This is a genomic window from Clostridium sp. CX1 (assembly GCF_025398335.1).
In the GTDB taxonomy this organism is placed as follows: domain Bacteria; phylum Bacillota; class Clostridia; order Clostridiales; family Clostridiaceae; genus Clostridium_AM; species Clostridium_AM tanneri.
On record NZ_JAODOO010000020.1, the window covers coordinates 24,552 to 51,471 of the forward strand.

The following is a 26,920-nucleotide window of genomic DNA, read 5'->3' on the forward strand; positions in this document are numbered from 1 at the left end:
TTTTAGAGACAGCAAATGTTACTAAACAAGTTAACATAAGTCCAGTATAGCTATAGCTGCAGCAGCTTCTACTACTGGCAGCGCCCTAGGCACAATACAGGGATCATGTCTTCCTATTATCTCCATCTCTCTATTTTTACCACTGTCTATATCTATAGTTCTCTGAACCTTACTAATTGAAGGCGTTGGTTTTATGGCAACTCTAAAGACTAAAGGCATTCCATTAGTAATTCCTCCTAAAACTCCTCCATTATTATTACTATAGGTTCTTACCTTATCTCCATCCATATAATATTCATCATTAGCCTCTGACCCCTTCAACTCTGTTATATGGAATCCTGAACCAAACTCTACTCCCTTTACTGCTGGAATAGAGAATAAAAGCTGTGCTAGAGTACTTTCTACAGAATCGAAGAAAGGCTCTCCAATTCCTACTGGCAGATTAATAACTGCCGTTTCTATAACTCCCCCTACCGAATCTTTTTCTTCCCTAGCTTTTATAATAATATCTTTCATTTTTAAGGCAATTTTTTCATCTATTGTTGGAAACAAGTTTTCTCTTAATGTTATTAATACTTTCTCATCTATATCAACCATATTAAAACTTTTGTCTTCTAATTTACCAATACTCTTTATATGACTTCCAATAACTATACCTTTTTTTTCTAAAATCTGCTTACACACCGCTCCTGCAAATACTAGTGGTGCTGTTATTCTTCCAGAAAAATGTCCTCCTCCTCTATAATCGTTAAATCCTTTATATTTAATATATCCAGTGAAATCCCCGTGAGAAGGTCTCATTAGGTTTTTAGTTTTTTCATAATCCTTTGAATGTTGATTTGTGTTATAAATTATTGCACAGAGAGGTGTTCCAGTAGTCCTTCCATTAAAATATCCGCTTAGTATCTGGAAGCTGTCTTCTTCTTTTCTTGAAGTTGCAAGCTTACTTTTTCCCGGAGCTCTTCTTCCCATTTCTTTATTAATATAATCTAAGTCTAATTCTATACCTGGTTCAAGTCCATCTATATTTATTCCTATTGCTTTTCCATGAGACTCTCCAAAAATAGAAAGCTTAATATTATTACCCCAAATTCCACTCATCTACACTACCTCCCAATTCTTTAAAATGCTCCCAAAAATTCGGATAGGATTTTTTTACAGAATCAGCATCTTCTATTATAAGAGGCTCCTTACATCTTGTAGATGCCACTGCCAGTGCCATAGCTATGCGATGGTCATTCCAGCTGTTAACCTTGCCTCCTATGAGGGTTTCCTTTCCCCTTATTATTAGTCCATCTTCCTTTTCCTCTATGTCCGCTCCAATTTTATTAAGTTCAGAGGTTATAGCTGCTAACCTATCAGATTCCTTAAATCTAAGCCTTTCTGCATTTACTATTTCTGTAGTCCCTTCACTTAAGGCTCCTAATACGGTAAGCACAGGCACTAAGTCTGGACATTCAGAAGCATCTATCACCGTTCCCTTTGTTTTAGAGGGTAAAGCTTTAACTTTCTCTCCTTCTACAACAATCTCTCCACCCATAGATTTTATTGTTTCTATTATAACTTTATCTCCTTGAAGAGAATTCATATTCATTCCATTACATACCACTTCTGATCCTAAAACATTAGCCACAAGCCAGAATGCAGCCTGGGAGAAATCTCCTTCAACCTTATAATCTGATGCTATATATTTTTGATTTCCCTTAATAGTGAATTCTCTATAATCAACATTTTTCACTTCTATTGAGAAAGCTTTAAGGACATCTATAGTTAAATCTACATAGGCTTTAGACTGCAGTTCCGTTGTAACTGTTATCCTTGAATCTCCTTCTAAAAGTGGAAGTGCAAACAATAGACCACTTATGAATTGTGAACTTACATCTCCCTTGATTCTATATTCACCAGCTTTTAGTCTTCCATTAATAGTTAATGGTAGCTTTCCATTTATATTTTCATATTGAATTTGCTGTTCCTCAAATATTCTATAATAATCTCCTAAAGGTCTCTCCACAAGCTTACCCTTTCCATTAAAAGTAACCTCTTCTCCTAAGGTGGCAGCTATAGGTATTAAAAATCTTAAGGTAGAGCCAGATTCAAAACAATCAATACTATTGCCTTTTGCCTCCAATTTAGATGTACCTCTTATTTTTATTTTTGACTCTCCTTTGTATACCACTTCTACTCCTAAATTGCTCATAGCTTGACAGGTTGCATTCACATCTTGAGAAAAAAATAGATTTTCAATATTACTAACTCCTTCAGACAAACTGGCACAAATTACTGCTCTGTGACAAAGACTTTTTGATGCTGGAACTGCTATGCTTCCCTTTAATTTACTGGGATTAATTCTTATATGTTTCATAAAACCTCTCCTACTCTTCTTTACTAGCAACTAATCTAATTTTAAATATACTTTTCTAACTCATCAACTTTTACTTTTCTAATCATGCCTTCTCCCATTTTCCTAAGTAAAATTAAGTTAATATTCTCTCCACTATTCTTTTTGTCTAAAGCTATAGCTTTAAAGATTTCTTCTCTATCCATTAGTGGGGCCTTATAAGGTAGTTCGTACTTTTCCAATACTTCTTCTATTAATTCCGAACTCCCTTTTTCTGTAATTTGAAGTTTTTCACTTTTTCTAGTTATTTCAGCCATTCCAATAGCCACCGCTTCTCCATGGGTATATTCCTTATAATTAAAGTATTTTTCTACAGCATGACCTAAAGTATGTCCGAAATTGAGAAGCATTCTATCTCCAAAGTCCTTTTCATCTAGTTCTACCACTGATTTTTTTATGCTACAACACTTAAATATTAAGGTATCTATGTTATCTAGGAGTTCTTTATCATCTTTAAAGTTTAGGAGCTGAAAAATAATGCTCTCATCTCTTATACATCCATATTTTATAACCTCTGCTAATCCATCATGAAAGAACCTTTTGTGTAAGGTTTTTAATAACTCTGGATCTATAAAAACAGCCCTTGGGTGATAAAAGCTTCCGATTAAATTTTTTCCCCAAGGTAAATCTACCGCTACCTTCCCGCCTATGCTGCTGTCAACTTGAGCTAGAAGAGAAGTTGGAATTTGAATATAAGGAACTCCCCTTAAATAGGTGGAGGCTGCAAAGCCTCCTAAATCTCCTACAACACCACCACCTAAAGCTATTATTAAATCCTCTCTTCCAAGCCTAAAATTTGATAGTTTTTCATATATCTCTTTAAGGGTATCTATAGATTTGCTCTCCTCGCCAGGTTTTACAGAAATAATTTTTGTATTAAATCCTCTTTTCTCTAAAATCTCCTTGAAACTTTTTCCGTATAATTTTTCTAAATTATTATCTGTAATTATAGCTACTTTCCTATTTTTATAATGTTCATCTAGGTAATCTCCTACCTTGTTGAAAATATTTCTTTCAATATAAATACTATAGCTATTCTCTTTAAGCTCTATTTTTAGTATGTTGCTTTTCATAAAATCTTTCTCCTTTTTATAGAGGCATTTTTTAAAATATCAGTTAATGTTTCTCTATCCTCTAATTCTATAGCTTTTTTTATTTCTTTAATACCCTTTTCGAAACTCTCAATTTCATCAATTAAATTTTTCGAGTTCAGTGTAAAAAGTTCTGACCACAACGTAGAATTTATTGCTGCAACTCTTGTAACGTCTTTAAAGCTTCCTCCAGTAAACAGCCCAATATTATTTTCTGCAATATTTGAATTCATAAGAGATACTGCTATAACGTGTGGAAGGTGACTTGTAAATGATATTATTTTATCATGTTCTTCTGGAGTTAAATATACTACATTTTTACATCCTATTGCCTTTGCCATTTTTTCTATAAGCGCTATATTCTCTTTTTTGTTTCTTTTAGTGGGAGTAATTATATAATTAGCATCCTTAAAAATATCCCTGGAAGCCTGCTGAAAACCCTTTGATTCTTTCCCTGCCATGGGATGTCCTGCAACAAAATCTATTTCTTGAGGTAGGAAAGAATTTATCTTTTCCACTACCTCAATTTTTACTCCACAACTATCAGTTATCACAGCACCCTTTTTAAAATTCATTATATTGTTTCTTACAAACCTTATGGTTTCCTCTGGGTAAAGAGCTATGATTACCAAATCAGCTTCCTTTAGTATATCCTCACTATTATCACAGCCCTTATCTATTATCCCCATTTCAAAGGCTGTATGCAAAACCTTTTCGTCCATGTCTATTGCATTTATTTGAACTGGTCTTAATTGTCTAAGTGCCATTGCATAAGAGCCTCCTATAAGACCAAGACCTACAATTACTATATTAAATCTAAAGTCACATTCATCCAATAATATCTCCCCCAGATTTATAATTTAGGTATTCTAAATTACCTTTTTTTCTATATTAGCCATTACAGCTAAGTCTTCCATAAGTGATTTAAATCTTTCCGGTTTTATGGATTGCTGCCCGTCACATTTAGCATTTTCAGGATCATTGTGTACCTCAACAATCAAACCGTCCGCTCCAACAGCCACCGCTGCTTTTGATAATGGCTCTACCATCCACCACATTCCTGCTGCATGACTTGGATCAACTATTACTGGTAAATGACTTAATCTTTTTATGGCAGGTATGGCACTTAAATCTAAGGTGTTTCTTGTGTAAGTTTCAAAAGTTCTTATACCTCTTTCACATAGAATTATTTTTTCATTGCCTTCTGACATTATATATTCTGCAGACATAATCAATTCTTCAATGGTGGCAGATAAACCTCTTTTTAAAAGTATAGGTTTATTTGTTCTTCCTAGCTGCTTTAAAAGTTCAAAATTCTGCATGTTTCTAGCCCCTACCTGTATAATATCAACATCTCTTTCAAAGTCATCTATCATATCTGGGGACATAATTTCTGTTACAATTGGAAGCCCAGTTTCCTCTCTAGCAATTTTTAATAGTTCTAAACCGTGTCTTTTAAGCCCCTGAAAGCTGTAGGGTGAAGTTCTTGGCTTGAAAGCTCCTCCCCTTAAGAATCCCGCCCCACTTTCCTTTACTTTTTTTGCAATTTCAATAATCTGAGATTCACTTTCTACAGAACAAGGACCTGCTATAACAGCTAGTTTATTTCCTCCTATAGTTTCATCTCCAACCTTTATAACTGTATCCTCAGGGTGAAATAATCTATTAGCTAATTTATAAGGCTGTTGCACCTTAGTAACCCTTTCTACAAACTCCTTTGCTTCAATTTTACTTGGGTCAATTCTTGTAGTGTCTCCAATAAGCCCTAATACGCATTGTTTTTCTCCCTGCACTACACTTACCTTACAATCCTCTTTTTCAATTTTTTCTATTAGCTTTATTATTTCTTCTCTAGTTGCATCATTTCTCATTATTACTATCATGTATACCCCTCCTAAATTTCTTAAAGATTTTAATATCACTATCTTATACCTAAATTTTATGGCCTTACTAAACATCATCAACATTCTAAATTCATAATAAAATTTTATTTAATATATAATTAATAACTCTTTGCCGGCTTAAGAGCTAATTAATATAAATATTGATATAAGTGAGTATACTTTCTATAAATCTTGATAAAAAAAATAAGGCTCTAATGAGCCTTATTTTATAAATCAAATTTATGCTATTATACCTGTAGAAGTCTCCTACAGGATATAAACTTAGATTTATTAAACTCATTGTGAATGGAAATAAATATTTTTTTGCAGAAAAAGTAACCAGCGCTAAAGTAAAAATAGCCCCAGCTAAAGTAAAAGTAAAGTTTTCCGCTTATTCCCTTTCCAATGATATTTTTCATAATTTAATCCTCCAAACAGTTCTTAATTTATAAATCACTTTAATTAATTTCCATTTTAAAACTATATTATTAAAAATTATATCACCTAGATTTTCTATGTCAATAAAAACTTTTTTATTTTTCAAAAATTTAAAATTTTGACACTTCACTGACAATGAGATTTCCCATTTCTTCTGTGCCTACAACTTTCATTTTAGCTTCCATAATATCCAAGGATCGGTAGCCTCTCTCGATAACTCTAGCAACAGCTTTCTCAATGTCATTAGCTGCTTCTTCATTGTTAAAGCTGTAACGAAGCATCATAGCCGCACTCATAATAGCTGCAATAGGATTAGCTTTATCCTGTCCTGCTATATCTGGAGCAGATCCATGTATTGGCTCATATAGCCCCACAGTTCCTTCACCAAGACTTGCAGATGGCAACATTCCTAGAGATCCAGTTAGCATTGAAGCCTCATCACTTAATATATCCCCAAACATATTTTCTGTAAGAATTACATCAAACTGTTTAGGATCTCTAATAAGCTGCATTGCTGCATTATCTACATACATATAGCTTAACTGAACATCTTTGAAATCCCCCGCTATCCTATTAACCACTTCTCTCCAAAGCCTGGAGCTTTCAAGTACATTTGCCTTATCTACAAGAGTAAGCTTTCCCGCTCTCTTTCTTGCTATTTCAAAGGCTTTTACTGTAACTCTCTCTATTTCTGGTACTGAATAGGTAATAGTATCCCAAGCTTTATCCCCTATTCTTTTCTTCTCTCCAAAATATGCTCCACCAATAAGTTCTCTAACTATCATGATATTTAATCCATCACCTAGAACTTCTTCTTTTAGGTTTGAAGCAGCTTTAAGCTCCGAAAAAAGAATTGCCGGTCTTAAATTAGCAAATACACCTAATTCTTTTCTTATACCAAGAAGGCCTGCCTCTGGTCTTATATTTCCAGGTAGCTTATCCCACTTATGGCCACCAACAGCTCCCAAAAGTATCCCATCACTATTCTTACAAATTTCTATAGTTTCATTGGGAAGAGGTACTCCTGTTGCATCTATAGCTGCTCCTCCAAGTAATGCCTCTTTGAAATTAATACTAAAATTATATTTATTAGATACAGCTTTTAACACTTTAACGGCTTGATTAATTACTTCTTTACCGATTCCATCTCCTGGTATAACTGCTACTCTCATTACTTACCAACCTCTTTCTTTAAGTAATTTATAAATCCATCTGATTCCATAACTTTTTGCATAAACTCTGGAAAAGGAGCTGCCGAATAAGTTTTGTCTTTAGTTCTATTAGTGATAACCCCTGTGATAAAATTTATAGAAATATCATTACCCTCCTCAATATCCTCTGCAGCTTCTGGGCATTCCATTATTGGAAGTCCAATATTTATTGCATTTCTATAAAAAATTCTTGCAAAGGTCTCCGCAATTACACAACTAATGCCAGCAGCCTTAATTGCTATAGGTGCATGTTCTCTAGAAGAGCCACATCCAAAGTTTTTTCCTGCCACCATAATATCTCCACTTTTTACCTTGCTTGAAAAGTTTTTATCTAAATCCTCCATACAATGAAGCACAAGCTCCCTAGGTTCACTGGTGCTTAAGTGTCTAGCTGGTATAATAACGTCTGTATCTATGTTATCCCCATATTTAATTACATTTCCATTCATCATATTATAAAGCCTCCTAATAACTAAATTTTCTAGATTATATTAAAAAATCTCTTCTGGTGATGAAATTTTTCCTGTAATCGCTGAAGCCGCTGCTACTGCTGGGCTTGCTAAATACACTTCACTTTCTGTATGTCCCATTCTCCCTATAAAATTCCTATTTGTAGTAGCTACTGCTCTTTCACCCTTAGCTAAAATTCCCATATGTCCTCCAAGGCAAGGCCCGCAAGTTGGTGTACTTACTACTGCTCCTGCTTCTATAAAAATTTCAATAAGACCTTCTCTTATTGCCTGAAGGTAAATTTTTTGAGTTGCTGGAAAAATTATGGTTCTAACTCTTGGATTTATCTTTCTTTTCTTTAGAATTTCAGCCGCTACTCTCATATCTGATATCCTTCCATTAGTACAAGATCCTATAACTACTTGATCAATAGCTACATCTCCTACTTCATCAATAGTTCTTGTATTTTCGGGAAGATGTGGAAAAGCTACCGTTGGTTTAACAGTTCCTAAATCTATTTCTATAACTTTTGAGTATTTTGCATCTTCATCAGCCTTAAAAATTGTATAATTCTTTTTAGAATGTTCCTTCATATACTCTATGGTCTTTTCATCTACTTCAAAGATTCCATTTTTTGCTCCAGCTTCAATAGCCATATTTGCCACAGTAAAACGATCGTCCATAGATAGGTTCTTAATTCCTTCCCCTGTAAACTCCATAGATTGATAAAGAGCTCCATCTACTCCTATCATCCCTATAATATGAAGAATTAAATCTTTTCCACTTACCCAAGAATTCAATTTGCCTTTAAGTATGAACTTTATAGCCTCTGGCACTCTAAACCAGGTTTCTCCTACAGCCATAGCAGCACCCATATCTGTGCTTCCAACTCCGGTGGAAAATGCACCTAAAGCTCCATAGGTACAAGTATGTGAGTCCGCTCCAATTATCACATCTCCAGAAACCACTAGTCCCTTTTCGGGAATTAGAGCATGTTCAATTCCCATTTGACCAATTTCAAAATAGTTTTCTATATCCTTGTCATATGCGAATTCTCTTACACATTTGCACTGTTCCGCTGATTTAATATCTTTGTTTGGTGTAAAGTGATCTGGTACAATAGCTATTTTATTCTTATCAAAAACCTTCTCTGCCCCTATTTTATTAAATTCCCTAATTGCTACAGGAGTTGTAATATCATTGCCAAGTACCAAGTCTATCTTAGCCATAATTAATTCTCCTGCTTTTGCACTATCTACTGCTGCATGTGCAGCTAAAATCTTTTGTGTCATTGTCATTCCCATTTTATTGCCCCCTATCTATTTTACTCTAATACCCAACTGTCAACAGTATATCTCTTTACTATATAACAGTGACAAAATTTCTTTTTCATTATCAAATTAAAGTTTTTTAATAAACTTAAATAGCACTGAGTTCCTGATTTGATTTAACTTCATAAGTAAAACTTTTCAAAGTATACATAAACCTATTATAACGTATGACATAACCTATTTTTAGATGGACTTATCCAATATCTTACTGATAAATGAACAATTTATAATTTTTATGCACCAATGTCATTAGAATTAAGATAGAGCATTTTATTAATTGCATTAATAAATGCCTTTGCACTTGCCTCTACAATATCCGTACTTATTCCTTTGCCTGAAAATATCTTGCTTTCCTTCTCAATCTTTAGTGTAACTTCTCCTAAGGCATCCTTTCCTGTACCTACTGCTTTTATAAAATAATCCTTTAAATTCACGCTAATGCCTACAGCCTTTTCAATAGCTTTAAAGGTTGCATCAACGGGACCATCACCACAAGCAGCCTCACTAAAAGTTTCTCCATTAAAGCTAACCTTAACAGTAGCGGTAGCGACAGTGCTATTTCCACTTGAAATTTGATAATATTCAAGGGTGTATATCTCCGAAGTTCGAAATACCTCATGATTTATCAATGCTTCAATATCTTCATCAGATACTACTTTTTTCTTATCTGCTAAATCCTTAAATTTCACAAAAGCCTCATTTATCTTATCATGGCTTACATTAGTGTAACCTAATTCCTTTAGTCTTTCCTCGAAGGCATGTCTACCTGAGTGCTTACCAAGAACTATAGAATTTTTCTTTAATCCCACAGATTCCGGTGTCATTATTTCATAGGTTTCTCTACACTCTAAAACTCCATGCTGGTGAATACCAGATTCATGAGCAAAGGCATTTACCCCTACTACCGCTTTATTATTCTGAATTTGCATCCCTGTAATGTAGCTCACTAGATTACTTGTTTTAGTTATCTGTTCTGTTATAATGTTGGTATGACAATTAAAGTGAAGGTTACGAGTTTTTATAGCCATTACTATTTCCTCTAGTGCAGCATTTCCAGCTCTCTCCCCTAATCCATTTATAGCACATTCTACTTGTTCTGCTCCATTTTCAACTGCTGCCAAAGAATTTGCCACTGCAAGTCCTAGATCGTTATGGCAGTGAACACTTATTATAGCCTTGTAAATATTAGGGACATTATCTTTAATATCTTTTATAAGGGCTCCAAATTCACTTGGAGTTGAATAACCTACTGTATCTGGCATATTAATTACATCAGCTCCTGCATCTATTGCAGTTTCTATAACTTTATACAAAAATGCCCATCTTGTTCTAGTACCATCCTCTGGAGAAAATTCAACACTTGGACACAGAGACTTGGCATAGGATACCATTTCATAAACTCTTTTTAAGACTTCCTCTGGCTCCATCTTTAGTTTATGCTCCATGTGAATATCAGAAGTAGCAATAAAAGTGTGAATTCTAGGATTTTCAGCATACTTTAAAGCTTGCCATGCTGTATTAATATCCTGTTTTGTTGTCCTAGCCAGTCCTACAATAACTGGTCCCCTTATATTCTCCGCAATTGCTTTAACTGCCTCAAAATCCCCCTTGGATGCAAAGGGAAAGCCTGCCTCAATTACATCTACCCCTAATTGTTGAAGCTGTACTGCAATCTGGAGCTTTTCTTCTATATTTAAACTCACACCAGGAGTTTGTTCTCCATCTCTTAAAGTGGTGTCAAAAATATATATTTTCTTAGTCATCTTATTTCCTCCTTATAATCAATGCATTTCTGTTCCTGCAAAAACCTAGTTATTTACTGTAGTGAGTAAGATCCAAAATTGAAGTAACTCTTAATTGTGTACACTTAACTAATTACAATATTGATTAAGTAAGTGGTAAATGTCTTAGGTGCATTTACCACCTACATTATCTAAAGCAACTTAAAATTGTCTTTTCTAAACTTACAACATCATAAATACTGTACAATAATCACTGTTACCAGAAGACTCTTCTGATTTCATATTACTTAAATAGTTATAATATGATTTTCCTGCTTCATAAACTAAATCCATTCCTGTATTATTCCCTGCCTTTTCAGCAGCATCTATTGATGTTTCGCTATTTCCTGCGGAACCATTAACTTTATTAAACTCCTGACATTTTAACATTTTGCTCCCCCTCCTTATAATTACATGTTTTCAATAAATTTACATATATTAATAAACTTTCTCTGGCCAGAAGAAAATTATTATCATTTTAGGGTATAAAAAATAGACCTCTCTTGGGGCGAGAAGTCTATCGCGGTACCACCCAAATTTTTCACTTAATTTAATAACAGCTTATTGCCGGCTCAACTTACTTTATCTATAAACTAAAATGAGATTTTTTTAAACCTTCTCCTTTTTAGACTATACTTATTTCAGTCTACAACTCAAGGGTGAGTTTCAATATGTGTATTTATGAGCTTCCACCACTGCTCACTCTCTGAAAAATACTTAACATATCTACTTATTCCTATCATAGTTTTTACTCATTATTTATTTTTAGAAATAAAAAACAGACCTCTCGCCTTGGGGCGAGAAGTCTGTTCGCGGTACCACCCAAATTTTTTACTCAATTTGATAACGGCTCATCACCGGCTCAGCTTACTATATTTGATAACTAAAAGTTAGATAAAATTTAAATTTCATCTAGTTTAAGTTACCAATAAGTTCAGCTTACAACTCAAGGGTGAGTTTCAATATGTGTATCTGTAGGCTTCCACCAATACCCACTCTCTAAAAGATACTTAACATATCTACTTATCCCTATCACAGTTTTATATACTTATTAATATATATGAAAATATCAACGGAATATACTAGCTTTTAAATTAGTATTTATTTTTAAAATTTTCTGTTTTTACTATTTTAACTCCATTTAATACCAATGTCAATACCTTTTAAGCAACAAATTATCCTCTTTATTAACTAGAAAGTTCTGAGAAAAAAGCCTTTATAGCCCTAAATATTTTTTCAAAAAACCCTTGGGCTTCATCACTTTGTAGTACTGCTTGTAACCCCTTTGAAACATCGTTTAGTTGGTTTTTTAGTGCATTAAAATCTAGATTTAAGCTGCTTATCTTTTTCATTACTGCTATTATTTTATCTATATCTTCCTGGCTTAAGTTGTAGTTGTAGTTGTTAACTATATTAACTACAATATCCTTTACTTCCTCGTCAGTCTTAGGCTTTTCCTTTACAACTTCTTTTTTAACTTCATTTATTAATCCTGCTGCTTCATCTTGTCCTATTTTTTCTCCTAATTTACCAGTGACTACTAATTCTTGATTGGCAGCCTCTTTTTTATTTTCATCAATTTTTTCACCAGCACTGCTGTTCTCAAAACCCTTTAATATTCCTGTGAGAGCTGCTGTACCTGATACATTAAAAGGCGCAGATACCTTTACTGTAGCATTTTTTATACCTGCAGTAATTAAAGCATTTTTTATCATACTTTCACTAACCCAGTATATATTGTTTGTAGATATAACTAGTCCTCCCTTATCTGTAGGTTCTACGTAAGAACAGGATATGGATTTTGTTCCAATCTCCTTTGCAGATGCCACTTCTGCTAGATATTTAGCTTCCTCTGCATTAGTTACTTCTAACACACTAGCTTCCTGTCTATTCACTCCAAAATACTTAAGCATATCTTCCTTTTGCTTACTGCTTAAATCTGCTCCTAAAGTAACTACTTTAAAGGCATCAGCATGAACTCTTTGTGCTGGTATAGCTATTACAGTGGATATAGCAAAAACTGTTACTAATAATCTACTTATAATTCTTTTCATTTTCAAGTCTCCTTTTTATAGTATCATTTTTATTTAATTATACCATAAATTTAAAAAATATAGAAAGAGTAGACCTTTAGTTGTCTACTCTTTCTATTTAAGTAAAAATAAATTTTATTAACTGTATAAACAATACAGCAAAAGCTGATATTAGCAGCACATAATAGGATACTAGTGTTTCACTATCTAACTTAAGTGCAAAAATTACTATTATTAAATTAAATAGTATAAACAATAAGTGCCACTTAAACTTTTGAAAGTCTCTATAGTATCTAATAGTTAAAATTAAGATTACTAACAATATAAAAATTAAAGCATAAATTATTTTAATCTTTAAAGAGACTTTATCAAAAGCTGCATTCCTATATGTTAAAGAACGCATTATTCCCATCTTTTTATCTGACAGAAAGTGTATTGTCATGGCAAATATCACTAAGATTATCTGAAAAAAAGTTCCTATCCATTTTAAAATATTTTTTATTTTCATATTTTAATACCATTAAAATATATCTATTGTTGTTTTTTAGGTTCGCCTGTTTCTATTGGATTTGCTGGGTTTCCAGTGTTCCCACTCCATTCATTCCAGCCTCCATCATATAGAGATATATTTTTTAATCCCATTACATCTGCATATAACAATACTTCTGCTGCTCTCCATCCAGTTCCGCAAAAGAAGGATAACCTTTGCTGCGGGGTAATTCCCCATTCCTTCCACATATCAATAATTTCATCTTTATTACGCATTGTATTATCTATATTTCTATAATGTTCTAAACTTGAGTTATCTGAGCCAGCATGTCCCCATACTGAACCTGCTGGACGACCCATAGGTTTTATATAGTCATATCCTGAGGTCTTGCCTATATGTTCATCCCAACTTCTTATGTCCACCAATCTGCTACCTTGTTTATCTGCTATTATTTCTTTAGCTTGTGGTAAATCAATAATATAGTCTTTATTTGCAGGAACCTTTGCTCCAAAGGAAGCTATAGCAGTCTTTTTATTAGATGTTTTTTCTAGGTCATATCCTGCAGTTTTCCATTTAGCAGTTCCGCCATTTAATACTCTAACATCCTTAACACCTATATACTTTAGTATAGCCGCTACTCTATAGGCTGCCATTGAATCAGCACCATACAATACTGTTGTAGTGTCTACTGTTATTCCATTGCTCTCTGCAAATTTTTGAAGCTTGTCATCAGAAAGACGATTCCAAAGAGGTCCTTCTTCTACTTCATCGGTATTTATATGTACTGCCCCTTTAATATGACCTTCCTTTAAATAATCTGGAGAATCTTTCTCTTCCCCCCAAGAAACTTCAAAAACCTTATATTCTTTACCGTTATAGTTTTCCGGTTTTTTACCATCAATTAAATCCTTTACCCAAGAAGCTGGAACTAACATTTGGTAGTTAACATAGGCTTCTATAGGAAGAGTTTCATCTTTTGCCCAATCTTTAACATCATAGCTATATATATTTTTATATCCTTTTTGAGATAAATAATCTGCAACTTCCTTCCCATCTTTTCCGTTGGCATCATATAAAACCACATTTTTTTCAGGAGATATTCCCTTTGTTTTTAAAGCTTCCTCTAAAGTCTTGTCCTTATTTTTGTTATCAACTTTCAACCATGCTGCTGAAAAATCTGTTGCCCCTTTAATATGTCCACCTCTTTTTACACCATCAAGTTTCCATCCATTAAAAGCATCATTTTCTCTTGTGTCAACTATAACCCAATCACTTTTGCCAACCTTATCCTTTAGGCCTTTTGTGGAGATAGTCTTAATTTCATCAGTGTTTTTAGCCTCTTGCTTACCGCCACAGGCAGATAGTACTGACGTAGATAGAGATAATGCTAGAACTACTCCTAATAATTTACTAATCTTCCTCAATTTACTGATCCTCCTTAAAGTTCTTAATATAAAATACCAAGTATTAATTTTAATATTATTATATAAAAAAGTAAATGTATTGATTTATTGCATTTTTTTATAATTCTCTGTCTATATATAGCAGATTCTTATAGTCATATTTCTAGCTGAAAATTCTAAGAACTTTCTATTGCTTCAAAATAACCTTAGGGAAAGTTAAAAAGATGTAAAGATTTTTTTAAACCAAATCTGTTATAATTCTTATAACTATATAAAATAATTTTTTAAAATTAACATAAAAACAAATCAGTTATAATAGACAAATTTAGGAGGGTTACCAATGAAAATTTTCTTATATTACCTGATAATTATAAACCTATACGGATTGTTTTTAATGTTCTATGACAAAAATAAATCTAGAAAAGGTCAATGGAGAATACCAGAAGCTAGGCTTTTTATTGTAGCTACTGTCTTTGGTAGTGCTGGAATATTTTTAGGCATGCAGCTATTTAGACATAAAACTAAGCACTTAAAGTTTATATTAGGTATTCCTGCTATAGGATTTGTGCAATTGTTTATAATTTTTAAGTGTTTTATGAATATTGCTCAGTAAAAAATACAAACATTAAAAAATCACCTTTTTTAAGGGTGATTTTTTAATGTTTGTATTTTTATTGATAAACTTTTAATCTTCCATGTAAAGCCTTTACTAATAGAATTGCAATTATCATTCCTAAGGTTACTTGAGCTATATTACCTTGAATACCTGCCAGAGCAATGATAAAGGCCTCTCTAAAAGTCCCTGCTTTAACTACTATATATTGCACAATTACGATTTTAGCTAAGAAATATCCAAAAACCATCCACGCACCGCCAAGAACAAAACCGAGGATATTATTTAAAATATTTTTCCCCTCATAATTCCCTCTATAGGCAATAGATGCAGCTATATAAGCCATTATTCCCTTTATTAGGAAGGTAAAAGGTACATAGTAAGCATATCCTAAAAGAAAATCTGCTAAACTCATACCTACCGCTGCTGTTATAGCTCCCTTTTTCTTCCCAAAAAGAATTGCTCCTAAAAATACCATACTGTCACCTAAGTGGTCATAGCCCACACCAAAAAGTGTAGGAACTTTAATAACCATAGTAGCTACACAGGTTATAGCTATCATAAGTGCCATTTGAACAAGACTTGCAGTTTCTATTGTTTTTGGCTTCTTTTGTAAGATACTTTCTTTTTGCATAAAACTCTCCCCCTTATGAATAAATTTCTAATGTTATTTGCATTCTTCGTGCAAAATAATTCATTTGCTACTATTATATTCCACAGGAAATTTTATGCAAAATGTATGGGTACACTTTGTATAAGTGTACCCATTTTAGAGCTAAGATTATTCCTTTAATATCATACTACTTGGAGTTGTAACTCCTTCTATACTTAGTAATTATATACTATTCCACAACAAGTTCTACAGGACAGTGATCTGAACCTAAGACTTCAGTATGTATATATGCACTTACTAATTTATCCTTTAGTGAATCTGAAACACAGAAATAGTCTATACGCCAACCAGCATTATTCTTTCTGGCATTAAATCTGTAAGACCACCAAGAGTAAACCCCTTCTTTATCTGGGTTAAAATATCTATAAGTATCAATAAAACCAGAGTTAACAAGTTCGGTAAACTTGCCTCTTTCCTCATCGGTAAATCCTGCATTTTTTCTGTTTGTCTTAGGATTCTTAAGGTCTATTTCCTTATGAGCTACATTTAAATCCCCGCAGACAATTACTGCCTTGTTCTTTTCTAAAGACTTTAGATAATCTCTAAAATCATCTTCCCACTTCATTCTATATTCCAATCTAGCTAATCCTTCTTTAGAATTTGGTGTGTAAACTGTTACCACATAAAAATTTTCAAATTCTAAAGTAATAACCCTTCCTTCTTTATCATGTTCTTCAATACCTATTCCATAAGCTACACTTAGAGGCTTAATTTTGGTAAATATAGCTGTTCCTGAGTAACCTTTCTTTTCAGCATAATTCCAGTATTGATAATAACCTTCAAGGTCTAAATCTATTTGGCCTTCCTGCAGCTTACTTTCTTGAATACAAAATACATCTGCATCTACTTCCTTAAAAAAATCTAAAAACCCCTTTGTAACACAGGCTCTCAATCCATTAACGTTCCATGATATTAGTTTCATAAATGTTCCCTCCAAAGTTGTATTTTAAGTATTAATTTGTATATTTCCTCCCATTATAATACTATAAAATAACCTCTTTTTACCAGAATTCTTCCTAATTATGAAATAATTATAGTTTAGTTGCATATAAATCTAAATATAAATATGCCACTTTGATGCCTATTCATTTCTAAGTTCTGTACAGAATCTGTCGATTGTATCTGCAACGGTTTTTGCATGGTTAACAGCTACAACTACTGTTCTTGCACCTGTAACGACATCGCCTGAAGCAAATACTCCTTCTCTAGTGGTATGACCTAGTTCATCTGTTACTAATAGGCCTTGCTTTGTAGTTTCAAAACCTTTGTTATTTAGAACTATATTGTTTCTTGGAGACTGACTAACAGCCACTATTACAGAATCACATTCAAATAAAGACTCCGTTCCCTCTACTGAAACTATTCTTACTTTTCCATTTTCATCAACTGTTTTTTTGGTGCTTATATATTTTACTCCCTCTTCTAATATTTCAACAGGAGCTTTAAATAGTTCAAATTGAACACCATCTTCCTTTGCTTCCTCAATTTCTGCTTTCGTAGCAGTCATATCTTCAAAATCTTTTCTATAAAGTATATATACCTCTGAAGACCCATTTCTCTTGGCAGTTCTTGCTGCATCAACAGCTACATTTCCTGCACCAATTACACAAACTCTTTTTCCTAAGCTATATACCTGTGGAGCTTTTAAATAGTCTATTGCATAATGAACATTTCCAAGACTTTCTCCTTTGATATTAAGAGTCTTAGGATTCCACACTCCTGTGCCGATAAATACTGCTTTATATCCATCACTAAATAGTTTATCTATAGTTATTACCGGTCCTATTAAAGTATTAGGCCTTATCTTAACTCCTAACTGAACCAACTTTTCTTCTATCTTATCTAAAATACTTTTAGGCAATCTAAACTCTGGTATTCCGTATCTTAATACCCCACCTATTTTTTCTTTACTCTCAAATATTGTAACCTTATAACCTTTTCTAGCTAAAATAAAGGCTATTGTAAGTCCTGCTGGACCTGCCCCAACAATAGCAATCCTATCCTCTAGTTTATTTTTAGGTTTAAGTTCTACATTTTCTAAAAAATTCATTGAGATATGCTTTTCAATTTCATGAAAACTAATAGGCACGTCTTTTATTCCCTTTATGCAACTCCCTTTACACTGTTCTTCATGAGGGCATACTATCGAACAAATAATTGATAAGGGATTATTGTCAAATAACATTTCCCCAGCCTTTGTTAATTCCCCTTTCTTAAACAAATCAATAACTTCCGGAATTGGAGTATTTATAGGACAGCTGTGCTTACATCTTGGGTTTTTGCATAATAGGCATCTTCCTGCTTCTTCATTTAACTTAATCATTTGTATAAAATCCTCCTAGTTACTAAAAATAATTCTTTTCTCACTAAAATTAATATATCATCTTTGCAGTAATTTGTCATTTTAATCAGTATTTTGTCGATAATAAGTTATATCTTAATGCTTTTTACATATATTTAAAAAGCTGCATCCTAAAAGATACAGCTTTTTTCTTAATACTTCATACTTAGTGAGGATTATAAAGTTTGTACAGCAGAAGTGATTTTAACTTCCAAGGCAGCTCTTGCCCAAGGAAAGCTAACCTTAATTAAATCATACTTAGCTCCTTCTTTTAAAAACTCGGCAGTTCCTCTTATTAAAAATCCAGTACCTGGACCATTAAAGCCCTGAACTTCTCTACTTCCTATGGTAAGCTGTACTGCATTATTTTTTTCTATATTAGCTTCTGTCTCCTTCATATATCCTGCAGGAATTAAAAAGCTATCTTCTCCTGTTACTCTAATGTAACTATTCCAAGTGTTGACAACATGAGGCTCTTGCTCTCCTTGAGTAACTATAGCTACTACTCCCTCATATTTTAATATTTCCAGTAATTTTTCTGGCATCATCTATGTATTCTCCTCTCATTGAAACATTAACTTCATTATATAATCTTTTCTATTTAAGTAAATTATATGCCTATTTAAGCTTAAAATCAGTAACATATGTTACTTTACAGGAATATGGATAAAAACACAGCCAGCGTAGATATTGGTTACAATCCCCCGCTAGCTGTAGTTTCTAATATTGTTGCCATCTATAGGCATAAACATTATATAAGTTCATTTAAATCCGGTTGTTCGTCAAAAATTAGCTTTTCTCCATTGTTAACAGATATAAATGGTATTCCCACTCTTCCCTGTTTTTTAATCTCATCAAATTCCGGTCTGTTATCTCTGAATTTAAGATACAATTTTAGATTAAACATACTTTCAGTAATATCAACAAAGGCATATTTTATATTATTTTCAGAAAGAAACTCTTTCAGTGGATCACAATCCGGTCAATACTTACTTCCAAAAACAACTAACTTTTTCATAGTCATTCCTCCTTAAATCTAACAATAATTTATTCCTCTTTAAAATGTATTATAATTTCTTATACATTCATATCTTATTATAAACAATATTTATAGATTATTCTAGGCAATTATATCCTAATTTTAAAGTAGGTAAATGCCACTAAAAACTGCTATATAGCTTTTCCCTTTGCATAAACTTGAATTTAAGTAGTGTTTAATGGTATAATAAGGAACGGCAATAAATTTGAAGTAATATTGTATATTGATAACTAGCTTAAGGAGGGGTAAAAGTGAATAAAAAAACTTTATCTGTTATCATGACCTTAGCTTTAGCTGTAATCATAAACGCCAGTGTTTTTGCTGCACCAAGCAGTGGTACAACGAATACATTAAAGCAAACTCAAGATGAAAAGAAAAAATTACAATCGAAGGTTCAAGAATTAGATAAACAAATTGATGATGTTTTAAAGAAAATTGATGTCAATAAAAAATCTATGAATAAAATTGCTGAAAACATGAAAAATACTCAAGCCAAATTAGAAGCTGCAGAAAAAAACTCAAGGGAACAGGAAGATTTATTTAAAAAGAGGGTACGAGCTATGTACATCAGTGGTGCAGATAGCTATCTTTCGGTAGTTTTATCTGCTGATAACTTAACTGACCTTATGTCAAGGGTGGACATGATTTCAAAGGTAATAGGTTATGATAACGAAATCACTGCAAAGCTTAGAGAAAAGCAGAAGGCTATATCAAAGGAAAAGGATGCCTTAAGTAACGAAAATAAAAAATTAGAAGCCTTAAAGGAAAGTAATGAAAATACTTTGGCAACTTTAAGTAAGGACATTAAATCACAGAAGGAACTTCTAAGTAAAGCCACTGAAAAGGAAAACCAGCTATTAGCCGTTGAAGCTTCTAGCACTGTTAAAAAGAGCGGTACTTTATCTCGTGGTAGTTCAAAGTCCATTTCATATTCAAAGGTGCTGACTATGCAATCAACAGCTTATACAGGAGATGGTATTACAGCTTCCGGAGCTGGGACCACAAGAGATGCTGGTGGATATAGCACTATAGCTGTAGATCCAAGAGTTATACCACTAGGTTCTAGAGTTTACGTAGAAGGTTATGGATACGCTGTTGCCAGTGATACTGGTGGTGCTATAAAAGGAAATATAATAGATGTATTCTTTCACTCAGAAGGAGAAGCTAGAAGTTGGGGTAGACGAACGGTTACCGTTTACATACTTAATTAAATAGTTTTCCTGAAACACAAATTTTATAAAGTGTATGTAATATTCTAAAATAATAAAAACACTATCAAAGTTTCTTAATTTGATAGTGTTTTTATTATTATCAGAATAGGCTTTAAGAATTTAAACCTGCCACAGCACTTTTTTTATCATTCCTACTTCTTAAGGATATTAGATTCCAAAGTGGTAGAATATATATATAAATTAAATAAGGTATACAGGAACTGTCCGTTCCTAGGATGGTAATTGGCACAAGGAGAGCAACATTCCAAGGAATTAGTGCAGAAATCATTATGGCTGTATTCTCTAAATCTATAGCTATACTTGAATTATCTATTTCATTTTTTTCATAGGCATTTTTGTTTAGCATATGAGTCAAAATTACTGCAAATACCTGACTGCAGCCCACAGCAGCAGTAAATATACTAGTAATTATCATATTTCTAAAAATTTCATATCTATAATTGGCTTTTCTTGTTATAGTTTCAATACTATTTAACATTTTAATTTCTTCAACTATGCCTGCAAATGCTGATGCAACCAATATAACTAAAGATGTTTTCAGCATTAAAACTAGTCCTCCTCCTTTTATTACATTATAAAGAGTATTAGTTTTGTCCATACTATACCCAAAAATTATAAACTTAACGCAGTTTACTACAGTTTCATGCTGCATAAAAACCGCTAAAAAAAATGAGGTAATTATGCTTATAATAATAGAAACTCTAACCTTGACTTTAAACGCTGAAAGCACAATAATTACCACTGCTGGAAGCAAAGCAATAAGATTTATGTTAAATGCCTTGGCAAGTTCCACATTTATACCGCTGACGGAACTATGAAGTGGAAATACTCTTGATATTGTATAATAGAAGATTATTGATATACCAAAGGGAATGATGCATGTCTTGAACATGTTCCTAATATTATCATAAATATTAGTTCCTGTTAAATAGGCTACTAAGCTGGCACTTGAAGACATAGGAGAACACCTATCACCAAAATAAGCCCCAGCAATGATTGCTCCAGCTGTAGCTGCAATATTTGCCCCTCCGCCCTTTGCAATTACCATAAGGGCTATCCCTACCGTTCCTGCTGTTCCCACCGACGTACCAATTAAAGAGGATACAAGGCAGCTGATTAAAAAGGCACAGAGAATAAATATATTGGGTTTTATTAATCCTACTCCATAATAAACTATAGCTGCTACAGTACCTGAAGTCATCCACATAGCTATGACAGCTCCTATAAGCAAAAAAATTTTTATGACTATAAAAGATTTTTTTCCTCCATTATAAATCATAATTAGGGTATCTTTTGCAGAGTATCCTCTTTTCAATGACAATATAGAAAACAACACCAGACCAACGGTTAATGGATATGCAAGAAATATTCCTTTATAAACACTTAAAACTAGTAATATAAATGTTATAGTAGTCGCTAAAATTAAATCCAAAGTAATCACCTTCTAAAACTCCATTTATTTCTTCTTTAATTATATCAGATATGCTGTCTAATTGACCTAAAAATTGATAATTATATATTATCTAAAAACTAAGATAAAATTCACTAATTTTAACCATTAAAAAAGGTATGAAAAAACTTTCATACCCTTTCTTAAGCTACTTAGACATCTCAATAGATTTTTTAGTACAACTTCTCATTGCAGAAATAACTGCATCTCTTAAGCCCTTTTCTTCAAGAGTAGCTACTGCTTCAATAGTTGTTCCTCCTGGAGAGCAAACCATATCTTTAAGTGCTCCTGGATGCATTCCTGTTTCTATCACCATTTTTGCTGCACCTAAAACCGCCTGTGCTGCAAATTTATAAGCTTGATTTCTTGGCATACCATCTAAAACAGCGGCATCTGCCATAGCCTCAATAAACATATATACATAAGCTGGTGATGAACCACTGACAGAGGTTACAACATCCATTAAATTTTCACTTACAACTTCTGATTTACCAAAGCTTTCAAAAATATTTTTAATTTCCTCTAATTCTTCCTTAGTTACTGCATCATTAGGACACAAAGCAGCCATTCCCTCTCCTACAAGTGCTGGTGTATTAGGCATTACTCTAACCACTTTTATCTTTCTTCCAAACTGTTCTTCTGTTCCATTAATAGATTTTCCTGCTGCAATAGTAACTACTACTAAATCTTCTTTAATCTTATCCTTTATTTCTTTGATTATCACTGGATATAAATTCGGCTTTACCGACAGTATTAAAATATCACTATTTTCAGCAGCAGCTTTATTGTCCTTAGTTACTTTTACTCCATATTTTACTTCAGTTTCAGCAAGACTCTTTTCATTTAAGTCAGCCACTACTATATTAGCTGGTGAAACTATTTTTGCTTTGATTATTCCCCCAATCATCGCCTGTCCCATGTTACCGCATCCAATAAACCCTATTATTTTGTTCATTTTCCTTCACCTCTTAAACACTTTCCCATAATAATTTTCAATAAATAACCTAGCAGCATGCTCCTTCAAAGGATTGTTCTGTTCTATCGATTATTTCCTGCTGTAAAACCTTATCTAGGTTGTTGAAATAATCACTATATCCGGCAACACGAACAATTAAATTTTTATATTCATCTGGATTCTTTTGGGCATTTATTAAAGTTTCCTTACTTACTACATTAAATTGAATGTGATGACCATCCATTGTAAAATATGCTCTTACTAAGCTTGCCATATTATTTAAACCTACTTCTCCCTGTACAACAGAAGGGTCAAATTTTTGATTTAATAAAGTTCCTCCCGTTCTTAAGTGGTCCATCTTGGCAGCGGATTTTACTACTGCTGTAGGTCCCTTTACATCCGATCCTTTTTCCGGAGAAATACCCTCTGAAACTGGAACCTGTGCTTTTCTTCCATTTGCACTTGCTCCCATAACAGAACCGAAGTAGATATGACAAGTAGTTGGAAGCATATTTATTCTGTGAACTCCTCCTCTTCCATTCTTTCTGCCATTTACCTCATTATAGTAAGCATCAAATATCTGCCTCATTACAGTATCTGCATAGTCGTCATCATTACCGTATTTAGGGGTCTTATTCCTTACCAGATTTAATATATCCTCATGACCTTCAAAGTTGTCTTTTAATACTTCCATTAACTCTGACATAGATACATTCTTTTTATCGAAAACTTGATACTTAATGGCAGTTAAACTGTCTGTAATAGTTCCTATACCTACTCCTTGAATATAAGTGGTATTATATCTAGCACCACCGGCATTATAATCCTTTCCCTTTGAAATACAATCGCTGGTTACTACTGAAAGAAATGGTACAGGCATTAAAGTTGCATATAATCTTTCAATTACTCTATTTCCTCTAACCTTTATATCTATAAAGTGCTTAAGCTGTTTCTTAAATGCCTCAAAAACTTCCTCAAAGCTTTCAAACTTTGTAACATCTCCTGTTTCTATGCCTAGCTTTTTACCAGTCATTATATCTACGCCGTTATTAAGTGTTATTTCAAGAATCTTAGGCAAATTAAAATATCCTGTGAGAATATAAGCTTCCTTTCCGAAAGCACCAGCTTCAACACATCCACTAGTACCACCACATCTAGCATCCTCTATTGATTTCCCCGCTCTTACTAGCTCTTGAATAACTGCATCTGCATTAAACATAGATGGCTGTCCCCATCCCTCTCTTGAAACTTCACAGGCCCTCTTTACGAATCTTTGTGGGCTCTTTTTACTAATTTGAACATTTGAACTAGGTTGCAGTAATCTCATCTCATCTATTACATCTAATAGAAGATAACTTACTTCGTTAACTCCATCTAATCCGTCTTTTCTTACTCCACCAATATTGATGTTGGCAAAGTCTGTATAAGTTCCACTTTCTTTTAAGGTTATGCCAACCTTAGGTGGTGCCGGTTGATTATTAAATTTAACCCAAAAACACTGTAATAGTTCCTCTGCTTCCTCTCTTGTCAATGTCTCCTCTTCTAATTCCCTACTATAGAAAGGGTATAAATGCTGATCTAATCTTCCTGGATTATATGCATCCCATGGATTTAACTCTGAAATAACACATAGGTGAACAAACCAGTACATCTGAAGAGCTTCTCTAAAATTTCTTGGAGCATTAGCTGGAACATGGCTACATACTTGTGATATTTCAAGTAACTCTTTTTTTCTAATAGGGTCCTCTTCCTTTTCTGCCAACTCTGCAGCATATTTTGCATAACGTTCTCCTAAAGTAATTACTGCATCACAGGCTATATTCATAGCTTCTAGTTGATTTCTCTTATCTAAAGCTTCGTCATCTCCATAATAGTCCAGTTTCCCCATAGCTATTTCTATATCTTTTTTAAACTCTAAAAAACCTTTATTAAATATTTTATCGTCTCCAGTAGTATGTCCAGGTCCCCTTTGCTCCATAAATTCTGTAAATATTCCTGCGGAATAACACTCTTTCCATTCCTCAGACATGCTTTCTAGAATTTTATGTCTCATAGATCTCTTTTCCCAGTATGGAATTATGACTTCCCTTTGAATTCTTTTATCTTCCTCAGTAACCTTAAAAGATATTTTTTCTCTCATATCCATTATTTCAAAATCTTCTATTGTGTGACAGCATAATTCAGGATAGGTTGGAGTTGCTGCTGGTGCCTCTCCTCTTTCTCCAACTATTAACTCCCCTTCGTTTATGCACAGTTCTTTTCTAGTCATTAGTTCTTTTAAAACTAGTGCTCTAAGTACAGGAACGCTGACCTTTCCTTCGTATTTTTGATAGACATCATTCTCAATTTTAGCTCTTTCCATAGAAATTCGTGGCTCTGCATTTAAACTCTGCTCTTTTAATTTTTTTACTCTTTCAGTCATCATGATCCGTTACCCCCCTATTTTAATCCTTATTCCGGACTTTTTAAATTTATCTGCTATTTCCTCCATCCTTTCATTAGATGGCTTTTCCATACCAGATAACCTATAGTCCATTTTAAGCCTTCTATACTTATCCATACCCATTTTATGATATGGCAATAAGTTTACCTGTAGAACATTTAGCTTTTCTATAAATTCTATAGCTTTTTCAATATGCTCACTATCATCATTGACACCTGCAATAATAGGCATTCTTATGAATATGTTACAGTTTTTATCTGATAGTTTTTTTAAATTTTCTAGGATTAAATCATTAGGTACATCCATATATTTCTTATGCATATCGTTATTCATATGCTTAAGATCAAATAAGAATAGGTCAACCTTGTCAAATATTTTCTCAAAGTTTTCCCAGGCCACATAGCCGCTGGTATCTACAGCAGTGTGAATTCCCCTTTCTTTGCAAAGCTTTAAAAGCTGGGCTAAAAAATCTGCATGAATTAAAGGCTCTCCCCCTGAAAATGTGACTCCTCCATTGGATTCATCATAAAAAACCTCATCCTTTATTATTTCCCTCATAAGCTCCTGAGCTGTCATATCTTTTCCTACATATTCCCTAGCATTATTCGGACAAAAATCAGTACATTTACCACAGATTTTACATTTGTTCTCATCTACAACAGGATAACTATCCTTGAACTGGATGGCCTTTTCAGGACATCTCTTGATGCAGCTCCCGCATCCTGTACATCTTTCTTCAAAGAACATGATTTCATGCTTTAAACTCTGACTTTCTGGATTATGACACCACCAACACTTTAAGGGACAGCCTTTTAAAAATACTGTTGTTCGAATTCCCGGCCCATCATGAATAGAGTACTTTTGAATGTTAATTACAGTTCCTGACGTCATTTCATCCTCCTATTAGCGTTAAATTTTTAACATTTATACTTAAAATAAATAATATCTAGTATTATTTATAAAAAAGTCAAACTCTCTAGATATTAATATTATTTATTTTTATTTTATTCTTTTACCTTACCAAAGATAAACTTGCTCAGTGAGTTTAATAGTTTACTACCTAAGAACACTTGGACCATTTACGGTCAAGATTTTTACAGTTTTGCTTGTGTAATTTGCCCAATTGTGGACAATGCTTGAGTTATAATGAGCACTATCTCCAGGATACAGTTCATGCTGTTCATTATTTATAAATAGTGTTAAAATTCCTTCTAAAACATAAATAAATTCTTCACCTTCATGTGGATAAGGCGCTACTTCCTCTTTGCTATTTGTAGGTAGTATCTCTATAAGCCTAGGCAGAAAGCTTTTCTCTCCTACATCATTTGTTAAATGATAGTGTATAAACTGATTACTATAGACCTGGAACACCTCTTTTTCATAGCTTCGAAGTATAACTTTTTTATTACTCTTAAAATCATCTAGAAAATAGGATAAGTTCACCTCTAGAGCTTTAGCAACCTTGTCTAAAGAATCTATAGCTATAGTGGTCAATCCTCTCTCTAATTGAGATAAAAACCCAATGGATAAATTTGTTTCGGCACTCAAATCCTTTAAGGTTAAATTTTTACTAATTCTTAATTCTTTTATCTTTCTTCCTACATCTTCTGTCATAAGTATTTCCTCACTATTTTTTAGTAAAATCTCGCTATTACGGTGCTAATA

26 protein-coding genes and 2 other annotated features are annotated in these 26,920 nt (G+C 33.2%); of the genes, 2 read left to right on the top strand and 24 right to left on the bottom strand.

What is annotated here, in order from left to right:
- Positions 1–30: 30 nt before the first annotated feature.
- The 14 genes from aroC to N4T77_RS17640 all read right to left on the bottom strand — a co-directional run bounded on the left by aroC (position 31) and on the right by N4T77_RS17640 (position 14,530).
- Complete coding sequence (gene aroC, locus N4T77_RS17575; protein ID WP_261673158.1) at positions 31–1,101, bottom strand: chorismate synthase; 1,071 nt, start codon at positions 1,099–1,101, stop codon at positions 31–33.
- On the bottom strand, positions 1,082–2,362 hold the full coding sequence (aroA, locus tag N4T77_RS17580) for a 3-phosphoshikimate 1-carboxyvinyltransferase (RefSeq protein ID WP_261673159.1): 1,281 nt from the start codon (positions 2,360–2,362) through the stop codon (positions 1,082–1,084). The genes aroC and aroA overlap by 20 nt, the downstream gene beginning before the upstream one ends.
- 41 nt (positions 2,363–2,403) lie before the next feature.
- Complete coding sequence (gene aroB / locus N4T77_RS17585) at positions 2,404–3,471, bottom strand: 3-dehydroquinate synthase (protein ID WP_261673160.1); 1,068 nt, start codon at positions 3,469–3,471, stop codon at positions 2,404–2,406.
- On the bottom strand, positions 3,468–4,325 hold the full coding sequence (locus tag N4T77_RS17590; RefSeq protein ID WP_261673162.1) for a prephenate dehydrogenase: 858 nt from the start codon (positions 4,323–4,325) through the stop codon (positions 3,468–3,470). The genes aroB and N4T77_RS17590 overlap by 4 nt, the downstream gene beginning before the upstream one ends.
- 33 nt (positions 4,326–4,358) lie before the next feature.
- Positions 4,359–5,372, bottom strand: a complete 1,014-nt coding sequence (gene aroF, locus N4T77_RS17595; RefSeq protein WP_261673163.1) for a 3-deoxy-7-phosphoheptulonate synthase — start codon at positions 5,370–5,372, stop codon at positions 4,359–4,361.
- Between the two features lie 248 nt (positions 5,373–5,620).
- Positions 5,621–5,791 carry a hypothetical protein gene (locus N4T77_RS17600; protein ID WP_261673164.1) on the bottom strand — a complete coding sequence of 57 codons (171 nt, stop codon included), beginning with the start codon at positions 5,789–5,791 and terminating at the stop codon, positions 5,621–5,623.
- A gap of 129 nt (positions 5,792–5,920) precedes the next feature.
- Complete coding sequence (leuB, locus tag N4T77_RS17605; protein WP_261673166.1) at positions 5,921–6,982, bottom strand: 3-isopropylmalate dehydrogenase; 1,062 nt, start codon at positions 6,980–6,982, stop codon at positions 5,921–5,923.
- Positions 6,982–7,473 carry a 3-isopropylmalate dehydratase small subunit gene (gene leuD, locus N4T77_RS17610; RefSeq protein ID WP_261673167.1) on the bottom strand — a complete coding sequence of 164 codons (492 nt, stop codon included), beginning with the start codon at positions 7,471–7,473 and terminating at the stop codon, positions 6,982–6,984. The genes leuB and leuD overlap by 1 nt, the downstream gene beginning before the upstream one ends.
- Positions 7,474–7,512: 39 nt before the next feature.
- On the bottom strand, positions 7,513–8,775 hold the full coding sequence (gene leuC, locus N4T77_RS17615) for a 3-isopropylmalate dehydratase large subunit (protein ID WP_261673168.1): 1,263 nt from the start codon (positions 8,773–8,775) through the stop codon (positions 7,513–7,515).
- Positions 8,776–9,035: 260 nt separating this feature from the next.
- The gene (locus N4T77_RS17620; RefSeq protein ID WP_261673169.1) at positions 9,036–10,565 is read right to left on the bottom strand and encodes a 2-isopropylmalate synthase; all 1,530 of its coding nucleotides are present in this window, start codon (positions 10,563–10,565) and stop codon (positions 9,036–9,038) included.
- A 201-nt stretch (positions 10,566–10,766) separates the two neighbouring features.
- Entirely contained in the window at positions 10,767–10,973 is a 207-nt protein-coding gene (locus N4T77_RS17625) for a hypothetical protein (protein WP_261673170.1), read from the bottom strand.
- A 111-nt stretch (positions 10,974–11,084) separates the two neighbouring features.
- Positions 11,085–11,335, bottom strand: a binding site (T-box leader).
- A gap of 38 nt (positions 11,336–11,373) precedes the next feature.
- Positions 11,374–11,628: a binding site (T-box leader), on the bottom strand.
- Positions 11,629–11,770: 142 nt separating this feature from the next.
- The gene (locus N4T77_RS17630; protein ID WP_261673171.1) at positions 11,771–12,643 is read right to left on the bottom strand and encodes a DUF1002 domain-containing protein; all 873 of its coding nucleotides are present in this window, start codon (positions 12,641–12,643) and stop codon (positions 11,771–11,773) included.
- A gap of 91 nt (positions 12,644–12,734) precedes the next feature.
- Complete coding sequence (locus tag N4T77_RS17635; protein ID WP_261673172.1) at positions 12,735–13,058, bottom strand: hypothetical protein; 324 nt, start codon at positions 13,056–13,058, stop codon at positions 12,735–12,737.
- 89 nt (positions 13,059–13,147) lie between these two features.
- The gene (locus N4T77_RS17640) at positions 13,148–14,530 is read right to left on the bottom strand and encodes a rhodanese-like domain-containing protein (protein WP_261673173.1); all 1,383 of its coding nucleotides are present in this window, start codon (positions 14,528–14,530) and stop codon (positions 13,148–13,150) included.
- 319 nt (positions 14,531–14,849) lie between these two features.
- On the opposite strand from N4T77_RS17640, the gene N4T77_RS17645 reads away from it, so the two are divergent.
- A complete protein-coding gene (locus tag N4T77_RS17645) occupies positions 14,850–15,122 on the top strand; it encodes a DUF1294 domain-containing protein (protein ID WP_261673174.1) in 273 nt (90 codons plus the stop codon).
- Between the two features lie 58 nt (positions 15,123–15,180).
- Here the strand turns inward: N4T77_RS17645 and N4T77_RS17650 are convergent, their stop codons facing one another.
- From N4T77_RS17650 to N4T77_RS17670, 5 genes are all read right to left on the bottom strand, one after another.
- Entirely contained in the window at positions 15,181–15,756 is a 576-nt protein-coding gene (locus N4T77_RS17650) for an ECF transporter S component (protein ID WP_261673175.1), read from the bottom strand.
- A gap of 208 nt (positions 15,757–15,964) precedes the next feature.
- The gene (locus N4T77_RS17655; protein ID WP_261673176.1) at positions 15,965–16,717 is read right to left on the bottom strand and encodes an exodeoxyribonuclease III; all 753 of its coding nucleotides are present in this window, start codon (positions 16,715–16,717) and stop codon (positions 15,965–15,967) included.
- A gap of 159 nt (positions 16,718–16,876) precedes the next feature.
- Entirely contained in the window at positions 16,877–18,118 is a 1,242-nt protein-coding gene (locus tag N4T77_RS17660; RefSeq protein ID WP_261673177.1) for an NAD(P)-dependent oxidoreductase, read from the bottom strand.
- 194 nt (positions 18,119–18,312) lie between these two features.
- Positions 18,313–18,684: a pyridoxamine 5'-phosphate oxidase family protein gene (locus tag N4T77_RS17665; RefSeq protein ID WP_261673178.1), complete on the bottom strand. Its 372-nt coding sequence runs from the start codon at positions 18,682–18,684 to the stop codon at positions 18,313–18,315.
- Between the two features lie 203 nt (positions 18,685–18,887).
- Entirely contained in the window at positions 18,888–19,043 is a 156-nt protein-coding gene (locus tag N4T77_RS17670; protein WP_261673179.1) for a hypothetical protein, read from the bottom strand.
- 383 nt (positions 19,044–19,426) lie between these two features.
- Between N4T77_RS17670 and N4T77_RS17675 the strand changes: the two genes are divergently transcribed.
- Entirely contained in the window at positions 19,427–20,386 is a 960-nt protein-coding gene (locus N4T77_RS17675) for a 3D domain-containing protein (RefSeq protein WP_261673180.1), read from the top strand.
- Between the two features lie 112 nt (positions 20,387–20,498).
- On the opposite strand, the gene N4T77_RS17680 is transcribed toward N4T77_RS17675, so the two are convergent.
- The 5 genes from N4T77_RS17680 to N4T77_RS17700 form a co-directional block, all read right to left on the bottom strand.
- Complete coding sequence (locus tag N4T77_RS17680) at positions 20,499–21,839, bottom strand: Na+/H+ antiporter NhaC family protein (RefSeq protein WP_261673181.1); 1,341 nt, start codon at positions 21,837–21,839, stop codon at positions 20,499–20,501.
- 166 nt (positions 21,840–22,005) lie between these two features.
- Positions 22,006–22,812, bottom strand: a complete 807-nt coding sequence (gene proC, locus N4T77_RS17685) for a pyrroline-5-carboxylate reductase (RefSeq protein ID WP_261673182.1) — start codon at positions 22,810–22,812, stop codon at positions 22,006–22,008.
- 49 nt (positions 22,813–22,861) lie between these two features.
- Positions 22,862–25,237 carry a trans-4-hydroxy-L-proline dehydratase gene (gene hypD, locus N4T77_RS17690; protein ID WP_261673183.1) on the bottom strand — a complete coding sequence of 792 codons (2,376 nt, stop codon included), beginning with the start codon at positions 25,235–25,237 and terminating at the stop codon, positions 22,862–22,864.
- A gap of 6 nt (positions 25,238–25,243) precedes the next feature.
- Complete coding sequence (locus tag N4T77_RS17695) at positions 25,244–26,146, bottom strand: trans-4-hydroxy-L-proline dehydratase activase (RefSeq protein WP_261673184.1); 903 nt, start codon at positions 26,144–26,146, stop codon at positions 25,244–25,246.
- Between the two features lie 165 nt (positions 26,147–26,311).
- Positions 26,312–26,869 (bottom strand): helix-turn-helix domain-containing protein, encoded by a 558-nt coding sequence (locus N4T77_RS17700; RefSeq protein ID WP_261673185.1) that lies wholly within the window; start codon positions 26,867–26,869, stop codon positions 26,312–26,314.
- Positions 26,870–26,920 lie beyond the last annotated feature (51 nt).

Coding starts and splice junctions, on each gene's coding strand:
- aroC (WP_261673158.1), bottom strand. CDS start 1,101: ATGAGTGGAATTTGGGGTAATAATATTAAGCTTTCTATTTTTGGAGAG.
- aroA (WP_261673159.1), bottom strand. CDS start 2,362: ATGAAACATATAAGAATTAATCCCAGTAAATTAAAGGGAAGCATAGCA.
- aroB (WP_261673160.1), bottom strand. CDS start 3,471: ATGAAAAGCAACATACTAAAAATAGAGCTTAAAGAGAATAGCTATAGT.
- aroF (WP_261673163.1), bottom strand. CDS start 5,372: ATGATAGTAATAATGAGAAATGATGCAACTAGAGAAGAAATAATAAAG.
- N4T77_RS17600 (WP_261673164.1), bottom strand. CDS start 5,791: ATGAAAAATATCATTGGAAAGGGAATAAGCGGAAAACTTTACTTTTAC.
- leuB (WP_261673166.1), bottom strand. CDS start 6,982: ATGAGAGTAGCAGTTATACCAGGAGATGGAATCGGTAAAGAAGTAATT.
- leuD (WP_261673167.1), bottom strand. CDS start 7,473: ATGATGAATGGAAATGTAATTAAATATGGGGATAACATAGATACAGAC.
- leuC (WP_261673168.1), bottom strand. CDS start 8,775: ATGGGAATGACAATGACACAAAAGATTTTAGCTGCACATGCAGCAGTA.
- N4T77_RS17620 (WP_261673169.1), bottom strand. CDS start 10,565: ATGACTAAGAAAATATATATTTTTGACACCACTTTAAGAGATGGAGAA.
- N4T77_RS17625 (WP_261673170.1), bottom strand. CDS start 10,973: ATGTTAAAATGTCAGGAGTTTAATAAAGTTAATGGTTCCGCAGGAAAT.
- N4T77_RS17635 (WP_261673172.1), bottom strand. CDS start 13,058: ATGACAATACACTTTCTGTCAGATAAAAAGATGGGAATAATGCGTTCT.
- N4T77_RS17645 (WP_261673174.1), top strand. CDS start 14,850: ATGAAAATTTTCTTATATTACCTGATAATTATAAACCTATACGGATTG.
- N4T77_RS17650 (WP_261673175.1), bottom strand. CDS start 15,756: ATGCAAAAAGAAAGTATCTTACAAAAGAAGCCAAAAACAATAGAAACT.
- N4T77_RS17655 (WP_261673176.1), bottom strand. CDS start 16,717: ATGAAACTAATATCATGGAACGTTAATGGATTGAGAGCCTGTGTTACA.
- N4T77_RS17660 (WP_261673177.1), bottom strand. CDS start 18,118: ATGATTAAGTTAAATGAAGAAGCAGGAAGATGCCTATTATGCAAAAAC.
- N4T77_RS17665 (WP_261673178.1), bottom strand. CDS start 18,684: ATGATGCCAGAAAAATTACTGGAAATATTAAAATATGAGGGAGTAGTA.
- N4T77_RS17670 (WP_261673179.1), bottom strand. CDS start 19,043: ATGTTTAATCTAAAATTGTATCTTAAATTCAGAGATAACAGACCGGAA.
- proC (WP_261673182.1), bottom strand. CDS start 22,812: ATGAACAAAATAATAGGGTTTATTGGATGCGGTAACATGGGACAGGCG.
- hypD (WP_261673183.1), bottom strand. CDS start 25,237: ATGATGACTGAAAGAGTAAAAAAATTAAAAGAGCAGAGTTTAAATGCA.
- N4T77_RS17695 (WP_261673184.1), bottom strand. CDS start 26,146: ATGACGTCAGGAACTGTAATTAACATTCAAAAGTACTCTATTCATGAT.
- N4T77_RS17700 (WP_261673185.1), bottom strand. CDS start 26,869: ATGACAGAAGATGTAGGAAGAAAGATAAAAGAATTAAGAATTAGTAAA.